Annotated in this window: 14 protein-coding genes; 7 read left to right on the top strand and 7 right to left on the bottom strand. The window is 67.0% G+C overall.

Annotation, left to right across the window (positions count from 1 at the left end; genetic code table 11):
- Positions 1 to 4 precede the first annotated feature (4 nt).
- Complete coding sequence (locus tag GBRO_RS20715; RefSeq protein WP_012835831.1) at positions 5 to 781, top strand: enoyl-CoA hydratase; 777 nt, start codon at positions 5 to 7, stop codon at positions 779 to 781.
- 9 nt (positions 782 to 790) lie between these two features.
- Here GBRO_RS20715 and GBRO_RS20710 read toward each other — a convergent pair whose 3' ends face one another.
- Positions 791 to 2,758 (bottom strand): phage holin family protein, encoded by a 1,968-nt coding sequence (locus GBRO_RS20710; protein WP_012835830.1) that lies wholly within the window; start codon positions 2,756 to 2,758, stop codon positions 791 to 793.
- 33 nt (positions 2,759 to 2,791) lie between these two features.
- On the opposite strand from GBRO_RS20710, the gene GBRO_RS20705 reads away from it, so the two are divergent.
- Both GBRO_RS20705 and GBRO_RS20700 read left to right on the top strand, forming a co-directional pair.
- Entirely contained in the window at positions 2,792 to 3,553 is a 762-nt protein-coding gene (locus GBRO_RS20705; RefSeq protein WP_012835829.1) for an MBL fold metallo-hydrolase, read from the top strand.
- Positions 3,550 to 4,413: a ribokinase gene (locus GBRO_RS20700; protein ID WP_012835828.1), complete on the top strand. Its 864-nt coding sequence runs from the start codon at positions 3,550 to 3,552 to the stop codon at positions 4,411 to 4,413. Before GBRO_RS20705 ends, GBRO_RS20700 begins: the two co-directional genes overlap by 4 nt.
- Before the next feature lie 26 nt (positions 4,414 to 4,439).
- Here the strand turns inward: GBRO_RS20700 and GBRO_RS27420 are convergent, their stop codons facing one another.
- The 3 genes from GBRO_RS27420 to GBRO_RS20690 are packed head-to-tail and all read right to left on the bottom strand — an operon-like array spanning position 4,440 to position 6,226.
- Positions 4,440 to 4,751, bottom strand: coding sequence for a formate/nitrite transporter family protein (locus tag GBRO_RS27420; protein WP_256596547.1), 312 nt, complete (start codon positions 4,749 to 4,751; stop codon positions 4,440 to 4,442).
- On the bottom strand, positions 4,748 to 5,311 hold the full coding sequence (locus tag GBRO_RS27415) for a formate/nitrite transporter family protein (protein ID WP_256596546.1): 564 nt from the start codon (positions 5,309 to 5,311) through the stop codon (positions 4,748 to 4,750). Before GBRO_RS27415 ends, GBRO_RS27420 begins: the two co-directional genes overlap by 4 nt.
- A 27-nt stretch (positions 5,312 to 5,338) precedes the next feature.
- Entirely contained in the window at positions 5,339 to 6,226 is an 888-nt protein-coding gene (locus GBRO_RS20690) for a LysR substrate-binding domain-containing protein (RefSeq protein WP_012835827.1), read from the bottom strand.
- Positions 6,227 to 6,319: 93 nt separating this feature from the next.
- Here GBRO_RS20690 and GBRO_RS20685 point away from each other — a divergent pair, with 93 nt between their 5' ends.
- Genes GBRO_RS20685 through GBRO_RS20670 form a run of 4 tightly spaced genes read left to right on the top strand, consistent with a single transcriptional unit; the run spans position 6,320 to position 9,744 of the window.
- Complete coding sequence (locus tag GBRO_RS20685; protein WP_012835826.1) at positions 6,320 to 7,543, top strand: acetyl-CoA C-acetyltransferase; 1,224 nt, start codon at positions 6,320 to 6,322, stop codon at positions 7,541 to 7,543.
- On the top strand, positions 7,540 to 8,310 hold the full coding sequence (pcaD, locus tag GBRO_RS20680) for a 3-oxoadipate enol-lactonase (protein WP_012835825.1): 771 nt from the start codon (positions 7,540 to 7,542) through the stop codon (positions 8,308 to 8,310). Before GBRO_RS20685 ends, pcaD begins: the two co-directional genes overlap by 4 nt.
- Positions 8,307 to 9,071 carry a CoA transferase subunit A gene (locus GBRO_RS20675; RefSeq protein WP_012835824.1) on the top strand — a complete coding sequence of 255 codons (765 nt, stop codon included), beginning with the start codon at positions 8,307 to 8,309 and terminating at the stop codon, positions 9,069 to 9,071. Before pcaD ends, GBRO_RS20675 begins: the two co-directional genes overlap by 4 nt.
- A 25-nt stretch (positions 9,072 to 9,096) precedes the next feature.
- Entirely contained in the window at positions 9,097 to 9,744 is a 648-nt protein-coding gene (locus tag GBRO_RS20670) for a 3-oxoacid CoA-transferase subunit B (protein WP_012835823.1), read from the top strand.
- A gap of 339 nt (positions 9,745 to 10,083) precedes the next feature.
- Here GBRO_RS20670 and GBRO_RS20665 read toward each other — a convergent pair whose 3' ends face one another.
- The 3 genes from GBRO_RS20665 to benC all read right to left on the bottom strand — a co-directional run bounded on the left by GBRO_RS20665 (position 10,084) and on the right by benC (position 16,307).
- Complete coding sequence (locus GBRO_RS20665; protein ID WP_012835822.1) at positions 10,084 to 10,377, bottom strand: GIY-YIG nuclease family protein; 294 nt, start codon at positions 10,375 to 10,377, stop codon at positions 10,084 to 10,086.
- 321 nt (positions 10,378 to 10,698) lie between these two features.
- Positions 10,699 to 13,380 carry a helix-turn-helix transcriptional regulator gene (locus GBRO_RS20660; protein ID WP_012835821.1) on the bottom strand — a complete coding sequence of 894 codons (2,682 nt, stop codon included), beginning with the start codon at positions 13,378 to 13,380 and terminating at the stop codon, positions 10,699 to 10,701.
- A 38-nt stretch (positions 13,381 to 13,418) separates the two neighbouring features.
- Positions 13,419 to 16,307: a benzoate 1,2-dioxygenase electron transfer component BenC gene (gene benC / locus GBRO_RS20655; RefSeq protein ID WP_012835820.1), complete on the bottom strand. Its 2,889-nt coding sequence runs from the start codon at positions 16,305 to 16,307 to the stop codon at positions 13,419 to 13,421.
- Positions 16,308 to 16,313 lie beyond the last annotated feature (6 nt).

The following is a 16,313-nucleotide window of genomic DNA, read 5'->3' as shown; positions in this document are numbered from 1 at the left end:
GACTGTGCCCGAATACAACACCATCATCGTCGAACGTCAGGACCGGGTCGGGGTCATCACCCTGAATCGGCCCAAGGCCCTCAACGCGCTCAACACCGAGCTGATGAACGAGGTCGTAGGCGCGGTTCGCGAGTTCGACGCCGACGCCGGGATCGGGGCCATCGTGCTCACCGGGTCCGAGCGTGCCTTCGCCGCCGGCGCCGACATCAAGGAGATGTCGTCGAAGAGCTACGCCGACGTCGTCAACGAGTCCTTCTTCGGTGCCTGGGATGAACTGTCGCGCACCAGGACCCCGATCATCGCTGCCGTGACCGGCTACGCACTCGGCGGTGGGTGCGAGTTGGCGATGCTGTGCGACATCATCATCGCCGGCGAGAACGCAGTCTTCGGTCAGCCCGAGATCAACCTCGGTGTGATTCCCGGGATCGGTGGCTCACAGCGACTCACCCGGGCAGTGGGCAAGGCCAAGGCGATGGACATGATTCTCACCGGACGGCAGATGAAGGTCGACGAGGCCGAGCGCCTCGGCCTGGTCTCCCGCGTCGTATCACCCGAGGCCTGTCTGGAGACCGCTCTCGAGGTGGCGCGCACGATCGCATCCAAGTCGCTCATCGCGGCCTCGCTGGCCAAGGACGCAGTCAACCGTGCCTTCGAATCCTCACTGACCGAAGGAGTTCGGGCCGAGCGTGCGTTGTTCTACGCCACCTTTGCCACCGACGATCAGACCGAGGGGATGGCGGCCTTCGTCGAGAAGCGCGACCCGCAGTTCACGCATCGCTGATGCGTTGACTCATCGGTGATCCCGCCAGCCGGCCAGGATGCGATGAACCGTTTGCGCACCATGCACCGGTTCCGCGGGAGCCGGTAGTTCGGCGGGATAGAGCAGAAAGGGCGTGCTCTGGGGTCCGCCCATGCCGCCGTGGGAGCCGACCTGCTCTTCGAAGGCGGCCACCTCGTCGGTCTCCGGCCAGTAGGCACCGCCCACCATGATGTCGGCGACATTGTCGAAACCGTCTGTCCGGCGGATCTTTTCGAGAGCGTTGCCGTCGAAGACCGCCAATGGGTCGATGCCGGTGACCGTGCCCGTCGCGACGTCGACGCTGCCATCGGCGCCCAGGACGACCGATCCGCCGTCGGAGCGGGCGATCAGCAGGGAACCGATTCCGGGATGAGTGCGCAGGGCGTCGATCAGGCCGGGATGTCGTCGCTCGATGGCGTCGACGTCGGCACGCCCGGGGATTGACGGGAAGCTGATCAAACCCAGGTTGCCAGACCCCAGGACCACCGGGGTCTGCGCCTGCTGGATCTGTGCGGGCTCCGGTGCGACCGGCGCGTTGACGCTGGCCGCCGCGTACAGCAATCCCTCGGATTCGGCTGCTGCACGGGCGGGTTCGACGGTCGTGCCGCACAGCCGGGCCACGAGCTGGCCGAGGGTCTCGCCGTAGCGCTGACGTAACGTTGCCCCTTGACTCTGGCCGTGATCGGAGAGAACCACCACCCGGTAGCGCCGATCGGCCTGTGCCGCAACGGCCAGCAGCAGTCGGACGGTTTCGTCGACGCGCGTCAGCACCGAAAGGGTCTCGGGGCGTGAGATTCCCGAGTGATGGGACACCTCGTCGTAACCGATGAGGTCGATGTAGATGATGCGCCGGCCCTCGATCATGTCGCGTACCACGGCCGACACCGTCATGTCAGTGGCCAGAACCGTGGTGAACGCCCGCACGAACGGGTACACACCGCCGCGGGGGACCCGGGGCAGGATGTCGCGGTGCCGCTGATGCCAGGCCTGTCGCAGTTCGCGGACGATCTCGGCGATCATGCCCAGCACGGTGCGGAGCGCACTGGACGGGTCGAGGAAGTACGACGTGTATCCGGACCCGCCGCCGAGTCGTGCACCGCGCATACGGCTGACCACCAGGACGTTGTCGGCAGCCCCGCCGGTGAACAGATTCCCGCGGCTCGCAACGTCTTTCGCGAGTAGACCGACGATGTCGGCGCGCTCTTCCTCCCGTATCTCGTTGTCACGCGGATTGCTGAACACAGCGGTGTGGCCGTCGGACTTGTCGTACCAGCGGAACGCGGGCACGTTGTGATTGTTGCCGTGGAGGATTCCGAGCTGGGTTGCACCCGTCTGGCTGCTCCAGTCCGTGGACCAGCCGATGAGCGTGTGGGTTTCACGAACGAGCTTGGCCAAGGTGGGGGTCACCCCGTCGGCGATGGCGCGGCGTAACACGCCGTGCCCGAGTCCGTCGATCTGGATACACAGCAGACCCGGGGTCTCACCGATCGGTCGCGCTGCCCGGCGGAGTCGAAAGCGTTGTCGCCGAACCTGCATCAGCCGATAGGCGGTGTCGGAGCGGGACGCCACCGCGCCGCCGATGATGGAGCTGAACAGCGACAGCGGTGCCGCCATCAGGAACGCCGTGACGGGATGGTCGATCTCGGCGACCGGCACGAGATACAGCGCGAGAACCAGGATCAGACCGCCCGTGACAAAGGCCAGCACAAACAGGAAGACCGGACCGACCCACGACATCAGGCGCATCGCCAGCGGCCAGAGCGCCGCGTTGAGGACGCCGAAAACCAGTGCGAGAGCAAGGGCTGCGGGCAGCACGGAGGGTCCCCGCAGGCCGATATCGATCGGTTCAAGGGTGATGCCGTCGAGCACGGCATCAAGTGCGAGAATCGCCACGGCGGAGCTGATCCACAGGATCAGGAACTCGATCAGGCCCCGGATGACGGCCGCGGTGGTTCGCATGGATTCCTCTCGTTCGTCTGGGAGACTACTGGTGTGGATTCGCGATTGCCCCGATTACGCTGGCTGGGGCACGCGACGGTGTTGATCGAGGATCGCGGGACGACGGTGCTGACCGACCCGGTGCTGACGTCCCGCGTGGCACATCTGCGGCGTCGTCGGGGTGGGGTGCCCGCCGGTGTGGGCGTCCACGATCCCGACGTGGTGCTGCTGTCGCACCTGCATGCCGACCACACCCACCTGCCCTCACTGCGGATGCTGGATGAACAGTCACCGATCGTGGTGCCGCGCGGTGCGCCGGACGCGGTGCGGGCGCTGCGGCGGCTCGGCAACGAGCTGATCGAGGTGAGCCCGGGTGACGAGGTGAGGATCGGCTCGCTGACGATTCACGCGGTACCCGCCGACCACGACGGCCGGCGATGGCGGCACGGCGAACGCAGCGTCCCCGCGCTCGGGTATCTGATCGCCGGTGATGCGGTCACCTATTTCGCCGGGGACACCGACGTCTACGACGATCTGCACGACTGGGTCCACGATGTGGACCTCGCGCTCCTGCCGGTCGGCGGCTGGGGCCCGACGCTCGGCCACGGTCACATGGACCCCGAACGGGCCGCGGTCGCCGCCGGGGTGGTGGGTGCGCGGTGCTCGGTGCCGATCCATTTCGGGACGCTGTGGCCCATCGGTTTCGGCCGGGTACGTCCCACCATGTTCGACGACCCGGGTGCCGAGTTCGTTCGGCAGGCCCGGAGTCACGGGCTGATGGCCGTGGAATTACAACCGGGAGAGGAGCTTTTGTGACCCATCGGGTAGCGGTGGTCGGCACGCTGAACATGGATCTGGTGGTACGGGTGCAGCGTCGGCCCGACATCGGCGAGACGGTGATCGGGCAATCGCTGACCGAACGGCCCGGTGGCAAAGGTGCCAATCAGGCTCTGGCCGCGGCGGGTCGGGCACCGGCGAGTCTGATCGGTGTGGTCGGCGACGATGACACCGGTCGTCGCATGCTCGATGCGCAGCGTGCAGGTGGCGTCGACGTCCGGCATGTCGCGGTGACCGGTGAGGTGAGCGGGCGAGCGATCATCGAGGTCGATGATTCCGGTGACAATCGGATCGTCGTTGTCTCCGGGGCCAATTCGTTGCTCACGCCGCAGATGGTGATCGGTGCGCTGGATGATGTCGATCCGGCCGTGGTGATGACGCAACTGGAGTCACCGGAGCGTGTGACGGCTGCCGTTGCGGAGTGGTGTGGCCGGCGTGATCGGCGGTTGGTGCTGAACCCGAGTCCGGTTGCGCCACTGCGCTCGGAGGTGATCGCAGCGTCGAATCCATTGGTGGTCAACGAGATCGAAGCAGCCTACTACGCTGATGCTTCGTCGGGCGATGTGGACGCCGATGCGGAAGCGGTCGCCCGGGAACTCTGCGCGACGGCGAAGTCCGTGGTGATCACCCTGGGCGCCGACGGTGTGGTGGCCGCCGACGGCGCCCAGGTCTCCCGTGTCACCGTGGACCGTACGCCGGTGGCCGACACCACCGGCGCCGGAGACCATTTCGCCGGGATTCTGGCCGCCGCGCTGGCCGGTGGGGCCGACCTGCATGATGCCGCGGCCGATGCGGCCCGCGCGGCGACGGCGTACCTGGCTGCGCGACAGGGGAGTTGATCGGTCAGGACATCCCCGCCGGCAACTCACCGCTTGTGCGTCCGCCGGAGGTTCGGGAAATGGGTATCGCGTTCGTCATTGACCCACGCGTAGTAGAAACCGATGAGCACACCGCCGCCGATCAGGTTGCCCAGCAACACGATGCCGAGATTTCCCAGGGCCGCGCCCACCGGTATGCCGTCCTGAAGCCAGACGATCATGAACAGGACCGTATTGGCCACCGAGTGCTCGAAATCGAGGAACGCGAAGATGAAAACGGCGACAATCATCGCCAGACACTTGGCGAGATCCTCGTGGAGATAACCGTTGTAGACCACCAGCATGGCGAGATTGATCATGAAGTTGCACAAGATGGCTCGCACCAACAGATCGAGCCAGCCCGTCCACCCCTCGCCCAGATAGCCGTCTTGACCTCGACCGCATGGTTCATCGCGTCGAGCGTCCCGCCCTCCACGAGCGTCGAACCGCGCAGCAGGAGGGCGATGAGCAGGCCTCCGATGATGTTGCCGACGTAGCAGAACACGAGAATCCGCAGAATCAGTAGTGGTGTGATTCGCCGGTAGTAGGTGCCGATCGCCACGATCATCATGTTCGAGGTGAGCAGCTCGGACTTCGAGTAGTAGATGAATACCAGAGCCCAGCCGAAGGTCAGCGAGCCCAGCAGTTTGCCGATGACGTGGAACTGCTGGTCGTCACCGATGCTGTCGAACGCGCCGATCATCGTGTAGTCGATGACGTAGAAGATCGCGATGATGATGCCCGCCATCGCCGCTCGCTGGATATACCGGCGGCGCATATGGCCGGTCATCTTCTTCTTGGACTCGAGCACGTCGAGCACAGTGCTGATGAAGAACTTGCCCGGGAAGAGTTTGTCGGCGTCGAACTCGGTGGAGCTCACCGTCCAACGGTGACACATCTCGCGTCATCACGTTCGCGAGATCGCGTGGAGTATCGCCAAAACGTTGTCGGTGAGAGCGGTGCGCCTCGACTCGATCAATGCGACGGCGAGATCGATCCGCTCGTGCTGACCGGACAGCGGACGGTAGACGACGTCGGCGATACCGAGTGCGGCGGTGGGTTCGGGCACGACGGCGACGCCGAGGCCGGCCGCCACGAGCGTGATGAGCGTGGAGGTCTCCTCCACCTCGTGACGGACATGGGGAACGAATCCGGCTCGGGCGCACGTGGTTGCGAGCACCCCGCTCATCACCGACTTGCCCCCGCCGGCGTGTGCGATGAAGTTCTCGTCGCGGAGCTGCGCCAGATCGATCGCGGATCTTGACGCGAGGCGATGACCGGTGGGCAGCGCGACGATCAACCGGTCTCTGCGGATCGTCTCGACGTGGAGTTCCTCGGTGTCCGGTGGTGGACGCAGGAGCGCGATGTCGATGTCGCGCGACTTCAGCGCCGAGATCTGGTCGGGGGCGAGCATCTCGCCGCGCACACTCACCTCGATGTCAGGCAGCTCGTCACCGATCGCGCGAACAAGCGCCGGTAGCAGCGAATAGGTGGCGGAGCCGACGCAGCCGATCGACAGGTGTCCGTGCCGGCCCTCGGCGATGCGCTGCGCCTGACGTCCGGCGGCGTCGACGGAGTCGAGGATCGCCACCGCCCGCCGTAGATAGTCCTCGCCGGCGGGGGTGAGCTCCACTCGTCGCGTCGATCGCGTGAACAGCGTGACACCGAGCTCGTCTTCGAGCTGTCGGATCTGTTGGGACAGCGGCGGCTGTGCGATGTGCAGGCGCTGTGCGGCCCGGCCGAAGTGCAGTTCCTCGCCCACCGCGCGGAAGTACCGAAGGTGCCGGAGTTCCATGACGGCCAGCGTATCCTACTGATACTTGTCACATATCAATCGCTCCGATATCGATACTTCCGCCTATCGACGCAGGTGCCTACGGTGGAACACATGGCTTCCTCCACCGACATCGTGATCTGTTCGCCTCTGCGCACCCCGGTCGGACGTATGGGTGGCGCCCTGGCGCCGCTCAGCGTCACCGACCTGGCCACCGGACTGCTGCGCGAACTGGCCGCCCGCACCGGTCTCGGTGAAGGCGACATCGACGACGTGATCCTCGGCCAGGGCTACTCGAACGGGGAATCACCGGCGATCGGCCGGATCGCCGCACTCGACGCCGGTCTGGGCATCGGGGTACCCGGCATGCAGGTCGATCGTCGGTGCGGGTCGGGACTGCAGGCGATCATCAACGGTGCCGCGGCCGTCGCCACCGGAGGTGCCAGGGTGGTCGTGGCCGGTGGCGCCGAATCGATGTCGAACGTCGAGCACTATGCGCTCGGTCTGCGCACCGGGGTGCGACACGGCGGGATCGAACTGATGGACCGCCTCGACCGTGGACGAGCGACGGCGGGCGGGTCGTCGCATCCGATAGCCGGCGGCATGATCGAGACCGCCGAGAACGTGCGCGCCCGCTACCGGATCGGTCGCGAGGAGCAGGATGCACTGTCGGTGCGCTCGCACCAGCGGGCGATCGCCGCCCAGGAGAGTGGCCGCTTCGCAGACGAGATGGTTGCCGTCACCGTGCCGGGCAAGCGCGGCAAGCCCGACGTCGTCGTCGACCGGGATGAACATCCCCGCGCCGATGTGAGCGCCGAGAGTCTCGCCAAGCTGCGGCCGATCCGACTGAAGGTCGATCCCGAATCCACTGTCACCGCGGGAAACGCCTCCGGCCAGAACGACGGGGCGGCGATGTGCGTGGTCACCACCCGCGAGGAAGCCGACCGGCGCGGACTCGACGCGATGCTCACCCTGCGTTCCTGGGCGGTCACGGCGTGCGAGCCGGAGACGATGGGCCTTGGGCCGGTGTCGTCGACCGCCGCCGCGCTCGACCGCGCCGACCTCACTCTGGCAGACCTCGACCTGATCGAACTCAACGAGGCTTTCGCAGCCCAGGTCCTCGGAGTGCTGGCCGAGTGGAAGATCGACGCCGACGACGAGCGGCTCAACCCCAACGGCTCGGGCATCTCGCTCGGGCATCCGATCGGTGCGACCGGTGGTCGGATCCTCGCCACCGCGGCGCACGAGGCCCGTCGTCGTGATGCGCGCTATGTGCTGGAAACCATGTGCATCGGCGGCGGACAGGGACTCGCGGCCGTCTTCGAGGCCACCCGATGAGCGCCCTCGACGTCCACGCCGTCGTCACCGGCCGCGACGACGCGCCCGCGGTGGTGCTGTCCAATTCGCTCGGCTCGACTCACCGCATGTGGGATGCACAGCTCACCGCCCTGGAAGAGCGCTTCCGGGTGATCCGGTACGACACCCGAGGACATGGCGAATCGCCGGTTCCCGATGGTCCGTACAGCATCGATGATCTGGCCGACGACGTCGTGGCACTCCTCGACCGGCTGGCCATCTCCTCGGCGCACCTCGTCGGACTCTCGCTGGGCGGGATGACCGCGATGCGGGTGGCGGCGCGCAATCCCGATCGCGTCAACCGGGTTGCGCTGCTGTGTACCGGAGCTCAACTCACCCCGTCGTCGGCGTGGACCGACCGCGCCGCGACAGTTCGGTCCGCGGGGACCGCGGCTGTCGCCGAGGCCGTGGTGGCACGGTGGTTCACTCCCGATTATCTTGCCGATCACCAGGATTCACGCGAGTACTACGAGTCGATGGTGGCCGCCACCCCGGCCGAGGGGTACGCATCGTGTTGTGAGGCGATCGCGACGATGGACCAGCGCGCCGATCTGCCGAAGATCACCGCGCCGACGCTGGCCATCGCCGGCGCCGACGACCCGGCCACCCCGCCGCCCAAGCTCGCCGAGATCACCGACAACGTCGCGCACGGACGGCTCCTCGTGGTGCCCCACTCCGCCCATCTCGCCAATGCGCAACAGCCGCAGATCATCACACCCGCCATCATCGAACACCTGGAGCAGTCATGACCCTCGACAAACTGGCCGCCGGCCCGGCCGAAGCGGTCGCCGACATCCCGGACGGCGCGAGCATCGCCGTCGGCGGGTTCGGTCTCGCCGGCATTGCCTGGTTCCTGATCGAGGCTCTGCTCGATCAGGGTGCCGGGGACCTGACGATCGTCTCCAACAACTGCGGCGTCGACGGCGCCGGTCTCGGACTCCTGTTGGAGGCTCGCAAGATTCGCAAGGTGATCGCCTCCTACATCGGCGAGAACAAGGAGTTCGGCCGGCAGTTCCTCGCCGGCGAGGTCACCGTGGAACTGACCCCGCAGGGCACCTTGGCCGAGCGGATGCGCGCCGGCGGCAGCGGTGTGGGGGCCTTCTTCACTCCCACCGGCGTCGGCACTCTGGTCGCCGAGGGCGGACTGCCCTGGCGGTACAACGCCGACGGTACCGTCGCGGAAAGCTCACCGCCCAAGGAGGTTCGCGAGATCCACGGGCAGCAGATGGTGCTCGAGGAGTCCATCATCACCGACTTCGCGCTCATCCGCGCCGCCGTGGTCGACCGTGCCGGTAACTGCCGATTCCACGCCGCCGCACGCAACTTCAATCCGCCGGCCGCGATGTCGGGCAGGTACACCATCGTGGAGGCCGAGCGGGTCGTCGAGGTGGGTGAGATCGCCCCCGACGACGTGCACCTGCCCGGGATCTTCGTGCAGAGCATCGTCGAACTGACACCGGAACAGGCCGCGCGCAAGGAAATCGAACAACGCACCGTGCGGACACGGTGACCACGGACTTGATGAGGAGACCGTCATGAGCTGGACCCGTAAGGAAATGGCCGCCCGCGCCGCCCGCGAACTGCAACCAGGGGAGTACGTCAACCTCGGTATCGGCCTGCCGACCCTGATCCCGGATTACATGCCCGACGACTCGGGAATCACCCTGCATGCCGAGAACGGCATCCTCGGTGTCGGGCCGTACCCGTACGACGAAGAAGTCGATCCCGACCTGATCAACGCGGGTAAGCAGACGGTGACCGTACTTCCCGGTGCGTCGTATTTCGACTCGGCCACCAGCTTTTCCATGATCCGTGGTGGCCATGTGGACGTTGCCGTCCTGGGAGGTATGCAGGTGGCCGCCAACGGCGACCTCGCCAACTGGATGGTTCCCGGTGCCATGGTGAAGGGCATCGGCGGCGCCATGGATCTGGTGAACGGTGCGGGCAAGGTGATCGTGCTGATGGAACACGTCACCAAGAAGGGCGATGCCAAGTTGGTGGCCGAGTGCTCCCTGCCGCTGACCGGACGTGCCGTCGTGTCCCGTGTCATCACCGATCTCGGCGTCTTCGACACCAACGGAACAGGTTTCGACCTGGTCGAACTTGCTCCGGAGGTCAGTCTCGACGACGTGCGCGCCAAGACGGATGCACCGATCGTCGAAACCGTCGCCTCTGCTGGCTGAGCCGGGACCGGCGTTCCTCTGGTTGAGCCGGCATCCCCTACTGCTGGTTGAGCCGGGACCGTCGAGCGGTAGCGTGACGGCCCCGCGTCGAAACCGCGCCACCGCCTGCTGGTTGAGCCGGGACCGTCGAGCGGTAGCGTGACGGCCCCGCGTCGAAACCGCGCCACCGCCTGCTGGTTGAGCCGGGACCGTCGAGCGGTAGCGTGACGGCCCCGCGTCGAAACCGCGCCACCGCCTGCTGGTTGAGCCGGGACCGTCGAGCGATAGCGTGACGGCCCCGCGTCGAAACCATCGGCGAGCCAAACATGTCCGTACCGACAGCGCAGTCGGGAACGCAACTCACCGGGACCTGTCGCCACCTTTCACCGAAAGACGCCGAAGCGCGCCGAAGTCATTGTTGATCAACGCCAACCGCTTCGCGCGTGACCATCCCTGGACGCGCTTCTCGGCGGCATACGCTTCTCCGATGTGCTCGAACTCGGCTGAGTAGACAAGCTTGACCGGCATCCGGCGGCTGGTGTACGCGGAGCCACGACCGCTCAGGTGCTGAGCGATCCGCTCGTCGAGATTTCGGGTACTCCCGACGTAGAAGCTTCCGTCGGAGCATTCGAGGATGTACATGTGGGCGGCCATGTGGTGACTATCCCTGATCGGGTGATGATCTCCCGGATATTGTCCACACGCCTGAATATTCGGGTCGCGGACAGTCCCTGGTCGGGGGTGGTTTCGACGCGGGTCCGTCTCGCTTCGCTCGACGGTCCCGGCTCAACCAGCAGTTGGGGGTCCCGGCTTAACTGGCCGACGGGGTCCCGGCTCAACCAGCAGTTGGGGGGCCGGCTTAACTGGCCGACGGGGGTCCCGGCTCAACCAGCAGTTGGGGGTCCCGGCTCAACCAGCAGTTGGGGGCCGGCTCAACCGGCAGCTGGGGTTGCTCGGCCGGCAGATGGTGCGCGGTCACCGCCGGGCCGCGACGAGCTCGGCGCGGGAGCGTAATCCGAGCTTCGCGTAGATGCGGGTGAGGTGGTACTGGACCGTCTTGGTGGAGATGAACAGTTCGGCTGCAACCTCTTTGTTGGAAAGGCCCTGTGCCACAAGCGCTGTGACAGACTCTTCCTGGGGTGTGAGGTGGACGTCGTCGCGTCGGCCGGGGGAGGTGTTGAGGCCGCCGGCCTTGAGTTCGCGGTCGCAACGGTCGACGTAGGTCTGGGCACCGAGGGCGAGAAAGATGTCGCGGGCCGCCGTCATCACCCGGTCGGCATCACGACGTTTACCGGCCCGGCGCAATGTCTGGCCGTAGGCGAAGTTGACCCGGGCGGAGTCGTACCGGTTGGGGCTGGATTGGACGAGCCCGACGGAACGCTCGAAAACACCTCGCGCACCATTGATGTCGCCACGCGCGCCGAGGAGGCGTCCGCGGGCATAACCGAGGCGGGCCTGCGCGGAGGGATGAGCGCGGTCGGCCGCGCGCTGCTCATGGCCGGCGAGTAGCGTTTCGGCGTCGTCGAGCCGTCCTTCGACGATGAGGGCGTTGGCCAGAACGTCCACCCACGGCCAGAATCCCGGTTCGACGAGTGCGGGGACCGAACGTGACAGGCCCACCAGCGGACTCAGGGCATGGATGACCGTTGCGTAGTCGGCAGCAGCCTCGGCGACGTGCGCGCGGGCGAGTCGGGCGGGGATCTCCATGGTCGGATAATCAGCGCCGGCCGACTCGGCGTGCCGAACCGCCTCGTGTGCGCCATCCCAGTCGCCGCGCATCGACAGAATCTGGGCCAGCGTCCATTCGAGAAGACCGGTGGCAATGGTGATCCCGCTGGTGGCCGCCAGGGCAAGTCCCTCCCGCGCGGCATGCACGGCGGCATCCCACTCGCCGATCGCAAACCGGACGCGCGCGAGCCACGCCAACGACCACAACGTGATTCGGTCGGACCCGCCGAGCCGGGCCATCGATACCGCCGTTTCCAGACTGGTACGCGCGGCATCCAACTCGTCGACACCCAGCTGGAGCCAGCCGCGGCCCATCGTGGCCCGCTGGGCCTGTGCGCCGTGCCGGATGGCCTCGGACACTGTGTGGTAGGTGTCGATACCGCGTTGCGGATGGCCCGACCACGCCTCGCCGAGACCGCGGATGACGGTGGCCTCCACCCCGGTAGGTGATGTGGGGCCGGTCAATTCGACGGCTCGGTCGGCCCATTCGATCAAATCGGCTCCCTGTCCGCGGATCAGCGCGTGAAGCACCCGGCGTGCGGCGATGAGTGATGCCACGTCCGGGTCGCGTTCGGTGTTCACGATCGACCAGGCGCGATCCAGCCGTACCTCGGCTTCGGCGGATCGTCCCCGCAGGATGGCCAGATAGGCGAGAGTCGCATTGCGCAAGGCGGTTTCGCGGAGTGTTTCGATCGCCGGGATGAGTGCCGCCGCGGCGGTGCAGTCGCCCGCGGACAGCAGGGCATCCACCGAACGGGTCTGACGCTCGTCGCGCACCAGTCCCTCGTCGGTGAGACGCCCGGCCTGTCGTAACAGGCTGGCCGCCTCCCGCCAGGCGCCGTCGGCGGCACGCGTGCGGGCCAGTGCGTCGAGTTCGTCAGCCAGCGCCGCATCGGTGCCGACGGTGGCCGCCACCCGATGCTGCAGTCGAGTCACCGGGTCGGTCACCAACTCGGCAGCCCGCCGATGTGCTGCCGAGACCCGTTGCAGCCCCATCGATTCGATGACTGCGGCACGGATGATGGGGCTGCGCAGGCGGATGCTCACCTGCCCCGGCGCGAGATCCGCCGAGCGGATCAGCAGCCCCGTCGCCAGACCTTGATCGGCGGCCGTGAACGCATCGGTAACCTCGGCGAGAGTTGCTGCGAGAGAGAGCGTTTCCTCGTCGCCCAGGACAGCGATCGCTTCGATGAGTGCGCGCCCGTCGGCGGGGCAGGAAGCAAGGTGCCGGGCCGTCTCGTCCCGGGTGCGTGCCGGTGCCGGAAGATCGCCCCCGGGTTGTGACCACAACGTCCGGGGTGCCTCGTCGAGAAGGCCCAGGACGTCGCGCGGTACGCCGGCGGTGTGCCGCCACAGATGATCACGCATCGACGGATGCAGGATGATGCCGCGATCGCGGGCCAGCTCACCCACCGACTCGGGATCGAGACCACCCAGGCGCAACTCGGTGTCTGCGAGCGGTGACGACGTCTCGGCGCTCACCGCCTCCACGACCACGACGGGTGATGAGCGATGACGGGCGAGCAGACCGGCGAGCGCAGAGCGTGATTCGTCATCCGCGTGATGCGCATCGTCGACGAGGACCACGACCGGACCCGCCCCCGACAACCGCGACAGCAGCGCGTCGGTCATCTCCGCAATGGGGCCCGGCTCGGTTTGCAGGAGTTGGGCCAGCATCGCGCCGGGCGCCGCGGACCGATCCGCCGGGACCGTCGCGAACAGCACCTCGGCGCTCCGGTCCGCAGTGGGGTGATCTGCGGAGAGGTAGTCGCCGGCGGCGCGCAGGAGTGCGCTCTTGCCGACGCCCGGCTGACCGATGACCGCGACGCGGCGAACTCCGCCGCGCTCGGCGTGGCGGACCTCCTCGGCCAGTACGTCGAGTTCAGGTTGCCGCCCGATGCACCGCGCCCTGTTCACCACGCGTTTCATCGTATTGCGCGGGCCGGTTCAGATGGGGCGGTCGGAGGTCACCCGAGGTCACCGCCGGCCACCGGGAGCACCGTCCCGGTGATGTAGGACGCCTCGTCGGAGGCGAGGAAGCAGATCGCGGCGGCCTGCTCGTCCAGCGTCCCGTACCGTTTGAGCAGCGACGAGTCGAGCGTCTGGTCGATGTGCGCCTGGAACCATTGCGACTCGGTCTCGTTGCGCGGCTCGGGTGTGCCACGAGAGATCCGCCGCGGTGGTGCCTCGGTGCCGCCGGGGGCGGTTGCCGCCACCCGGATGCCGTGCTCGGCGTACTCCACCGCCAGTGACGCGGTGATCGCGTTGATCCCACCCTTAGCGGCCGAGTACGGAATCCGATGGATACCGCGGGTGGCCGCCGAGGACACGTTGACGATGACGCCGCTACCGCGCTGCACCATGCCGGGTAGGACCGCCCGGCACATGTGCAGGGTGGTCATCAGCGACCGGTCGATCTCGGCGCGGATCTCGTCGTCGGTGAACTCGGTGAACGGCTTGAAGTTGATCGCACCGCCCACGTTGTTGATCAGCACGTCCACCCGGCCGAAGGTGGCGAGCGCCTTCTCGACGATCGCCGTCGCGCCGTCGTAGCGTTCGAGGTCGGAGACGACCGCGAGAGCCGATGAATCCGCCCGCAATTCGTCGGTGAGCTCGTTGACGAGGTCGGACCGGTCGGCGAGCACCATGGTGCCGCCCTCGGCCGCGATGCGGCGTGCGGTCTGGGCGCCGATGCCCTGAGCGGCCCCCGTCACCACCACGACCTTGCCGGAGAACCGACCGGGAGTGACGAAACGTGGTCTGCGTGAGGCCATCTCGTCGGCCATCGCCCGACGCATGGTCTGCTTGGAGCGGTCGGCATGGGCACTGATCAGAGCACGCGCCTTGTCCCGGTCACCCGACTCGAAGGCGTCGACGATGTCGACGTGATCGCGTGCACACAGCGGGTGACACCAGGTGGCGTTGCGCAGGACCTCCCCCATGCGGCCCTTGACGCCGAGCGCCGAATACGCCTCGAGTAGATGGCTGTTGCCGGTGAGCGTGAACAGATAGTCGTGGAAGTTGGCGTTGGTCTCGGTGTACTCGGCGGCGTCCACGAAGTGGTCATCCTCGACGTAGGGCAGGGTCGCTTCGGCGAGCAGTCGGTAACCGGTGAGCTGACCGGTGCTGAGCCGGCCGAAGGTCAGTTCGAGCGCACCGAGTTCCAGCGCGGCCCGTGCCTCGAACAGCGCGTCGGACTCGTGCACACCCGGATGTTCCTCACCGATCTCGTAGCCCTGCGAGCCGACGGTCGGCGCGCCGGCCGCGACGGCCGGAGTGGGCGCCTGCACGGATTGCGGCACAACAGTTTCCGTCGGCAGAGGAGCCGGGGCGACGAGCGGTTGCACCTCGGCAGCGGTGAAGACCTCCTGGCCGGCGATCGCGCGGGCCGGATGTGGCAGCAGCGCACCGGTATCGGAGTCGAGTGGATCCCCGTCGCCGGTGATGTCCGACCAGACCTGCTGACCAGCGATGCGGAGCAGCGAATCGCTGTCGGGGCCGGTGCCGACGGACAGGCCCAACGGGTCGATCTCGGCCGACGGCAAGGTCACCTGGCCGGCGATCGCGCGGGCGTCCGGGGCGGTGATGAGCTCGTCGGTGTCGACGTCGACGGTGGTGGCCGACTCGGTGACAACAGATCCGGGGACAACAGATTCGGGGACAACAGATTCGGGGACAACAGATTCGGCGACAGCGGGTTCGGGGTTGCCGGCCGCGGTCGACATCGGTGCGTCGGTGGCCTCGGCCGCCGGTGAGGAGGTAGTCGTCTTGGCCGCCGCGGCCCCGGCGAGGGCGAACTTCTCGTAGTAGAAGCCGGTCGGTTCGATGCCGGCCTCGCTGATGTGGCTGCGGACGGATTCGACCATGGGCGGCGGACCGCACAGGTACACGGCGACGTCACCGTCATAGAGGTGCTGATCGCGGATCAGGCTCATCACGTAGCCCTTGTTGGTCGCCGACGAGTTCGGGTCGGAGACACAGTGATCCCAGGTGAGGCCGGGGAGTTCGCGAGCGAAGTACTCGATGTCGTCGAGTGCCACCAGGTCGGTGTCGGTGGACACCCCGTAGATCAGGTGCGCCTTGCGAGGACTGTCATCGTCGTGCAACTTGCGCAGCATCGACAGGATCGGTGCCAGCCCGGTTCCGCCCGCGAGAAGCAAAACGGGACGCGAGGATTCACGCAGGAAGAACGATCCGTGCGGGCCCGTGAAGCTGACCGCCTCGCCGACCGTGGCGCGCTCCGTGAGATATGTCGACATGACGCCGCCGGGAGTGAGCTTCACCAGGAACTGCAGTCGCGACTCGTGCGGTCCGTTGGCGAACGAGTACGAGCGGGTGATCGGCTTGCCGGCACCGTCGTCGGTTCCGGGTACGGCGAAGTTGACGTACTGGCCGGGCAGGAACGCCAGGGCGCCGCGGTTCTCGATGTCCACCGAGATCCGCACCGTCGACTCCGAGAGACGCTCGAGATCAACGAGTTTCCCGGTGAACGTGGCCGCCTGTGTCTTGGCGATGTCCGAGGTCGCGGCGATCTGCAGGACGAGATCGGACTTCGGTTTCATACAGCACGGCAACGCATAACCTTCGGCGGATTCGGCGTCGGTCAACGCGTCCTCGATGTAGGTTCCGCCGTCGTAGTCGCCGGATTCGCAGAACGCCTTGCAGGTTCCGCATGCACCGTCGCGGCAGTCGAGCGGAATGTTGATGCGCTGTCGGTAGGAGGCGTCGGCTACGGTCTGGTCGTCGCGGCAGGTGATGAATCGCGTGACGCCGTCCTCGAAGGTGAGCGCCACCTGATGGGCGGTGGCTTCCTCGGCGGACGGGGGACCTGCCGACCGGTCGGTCGTGACTGTCATGGTCAT

Origin of the sequence: Gordonia bronchialis DSM 43247 (assembly GCF_000024785.1) — a bacterium.
GTDB classification, from domain to species: Bacteria; Actinomycetota; Actinomycetes; order Mycobacteriales; family Mycobacteriaceae; genus Gordonia; species Gordonia bronchialis.
The sequence above is the reverse complement of the archived record's forward strand: the minus strand, read 5'-3'. Positions and strand labels throughout refer to the sequence as shown.

Coding starts and splice junctions, on each gene's coding strand:
- GBRO_RS20710 (WP_012835830.1), bottom strand. CDS start 2,758: ATGCGAACCACCGCGGCCGTCATCCGGGGCCTGATCGAGTTCCTGATC.
- GBRO_RS27420 (WP_256596547.1), bottom strand. CDS start 4,751: ATGATCAATCTCGCCATGCTGGTGGTCTACAACGGTTATCTCCACGAG.
- GBRO_RS20690 (WP_012835827.1), bottom strand. CDS start 6,226: ATGGAACTCCGGCACCTTCGGTACTTCCGCGCGGTGGGCGAGGAACTG.
- GBRO_RS20685 (WP_012835826.1), top strand. CDS start 6,320: ATGGCTTCCTCCACCGACATCGTGATCTGTTCGCCTCTGCGCACCCCG.
- pcaD (WP_012835825.1), top strand. CDS start 7,540: ATGAGCGCCCTCGACGTCCACGCCGTCGTCACCGGCCGCGACGACGCG.
- GBRO_RS20675 (WP_012835824.1), top strand. CDS start 8,307: ATGACCCTCGACAAACTGGCCGCCGGCCCGGCCGAAGCGGTCGCCGAC.
- GBRO_RS20670 (WP_012835823.1), top strand. CDS start 9,097: ATGAGCTGGACCCGTAAGGAAATGGCCGCCCGCGCCGCCCGCGAACTG.
- GBRO_RS20665 (WP_012835822.1), bottom strand. CDS start 10,377: ATGGCCGCCCACATGTACATCCTCGAATGCTCCGACGGAAGCTTCTAC.
- GBRO_RS20660 (WP_012835821.1), bottom strand. CDS start 13,380: ATGAAACGCGTGGTGAACAGGGCGCGGTGCATCGGGCGGCAACCTGAA.
- benC (WP_012835820.1), bottom strand. CDS start 16,307: ATGACAGTCACGACCGACCGGTCGGCAGGTCCCCCGTCCGCCGAGGAA.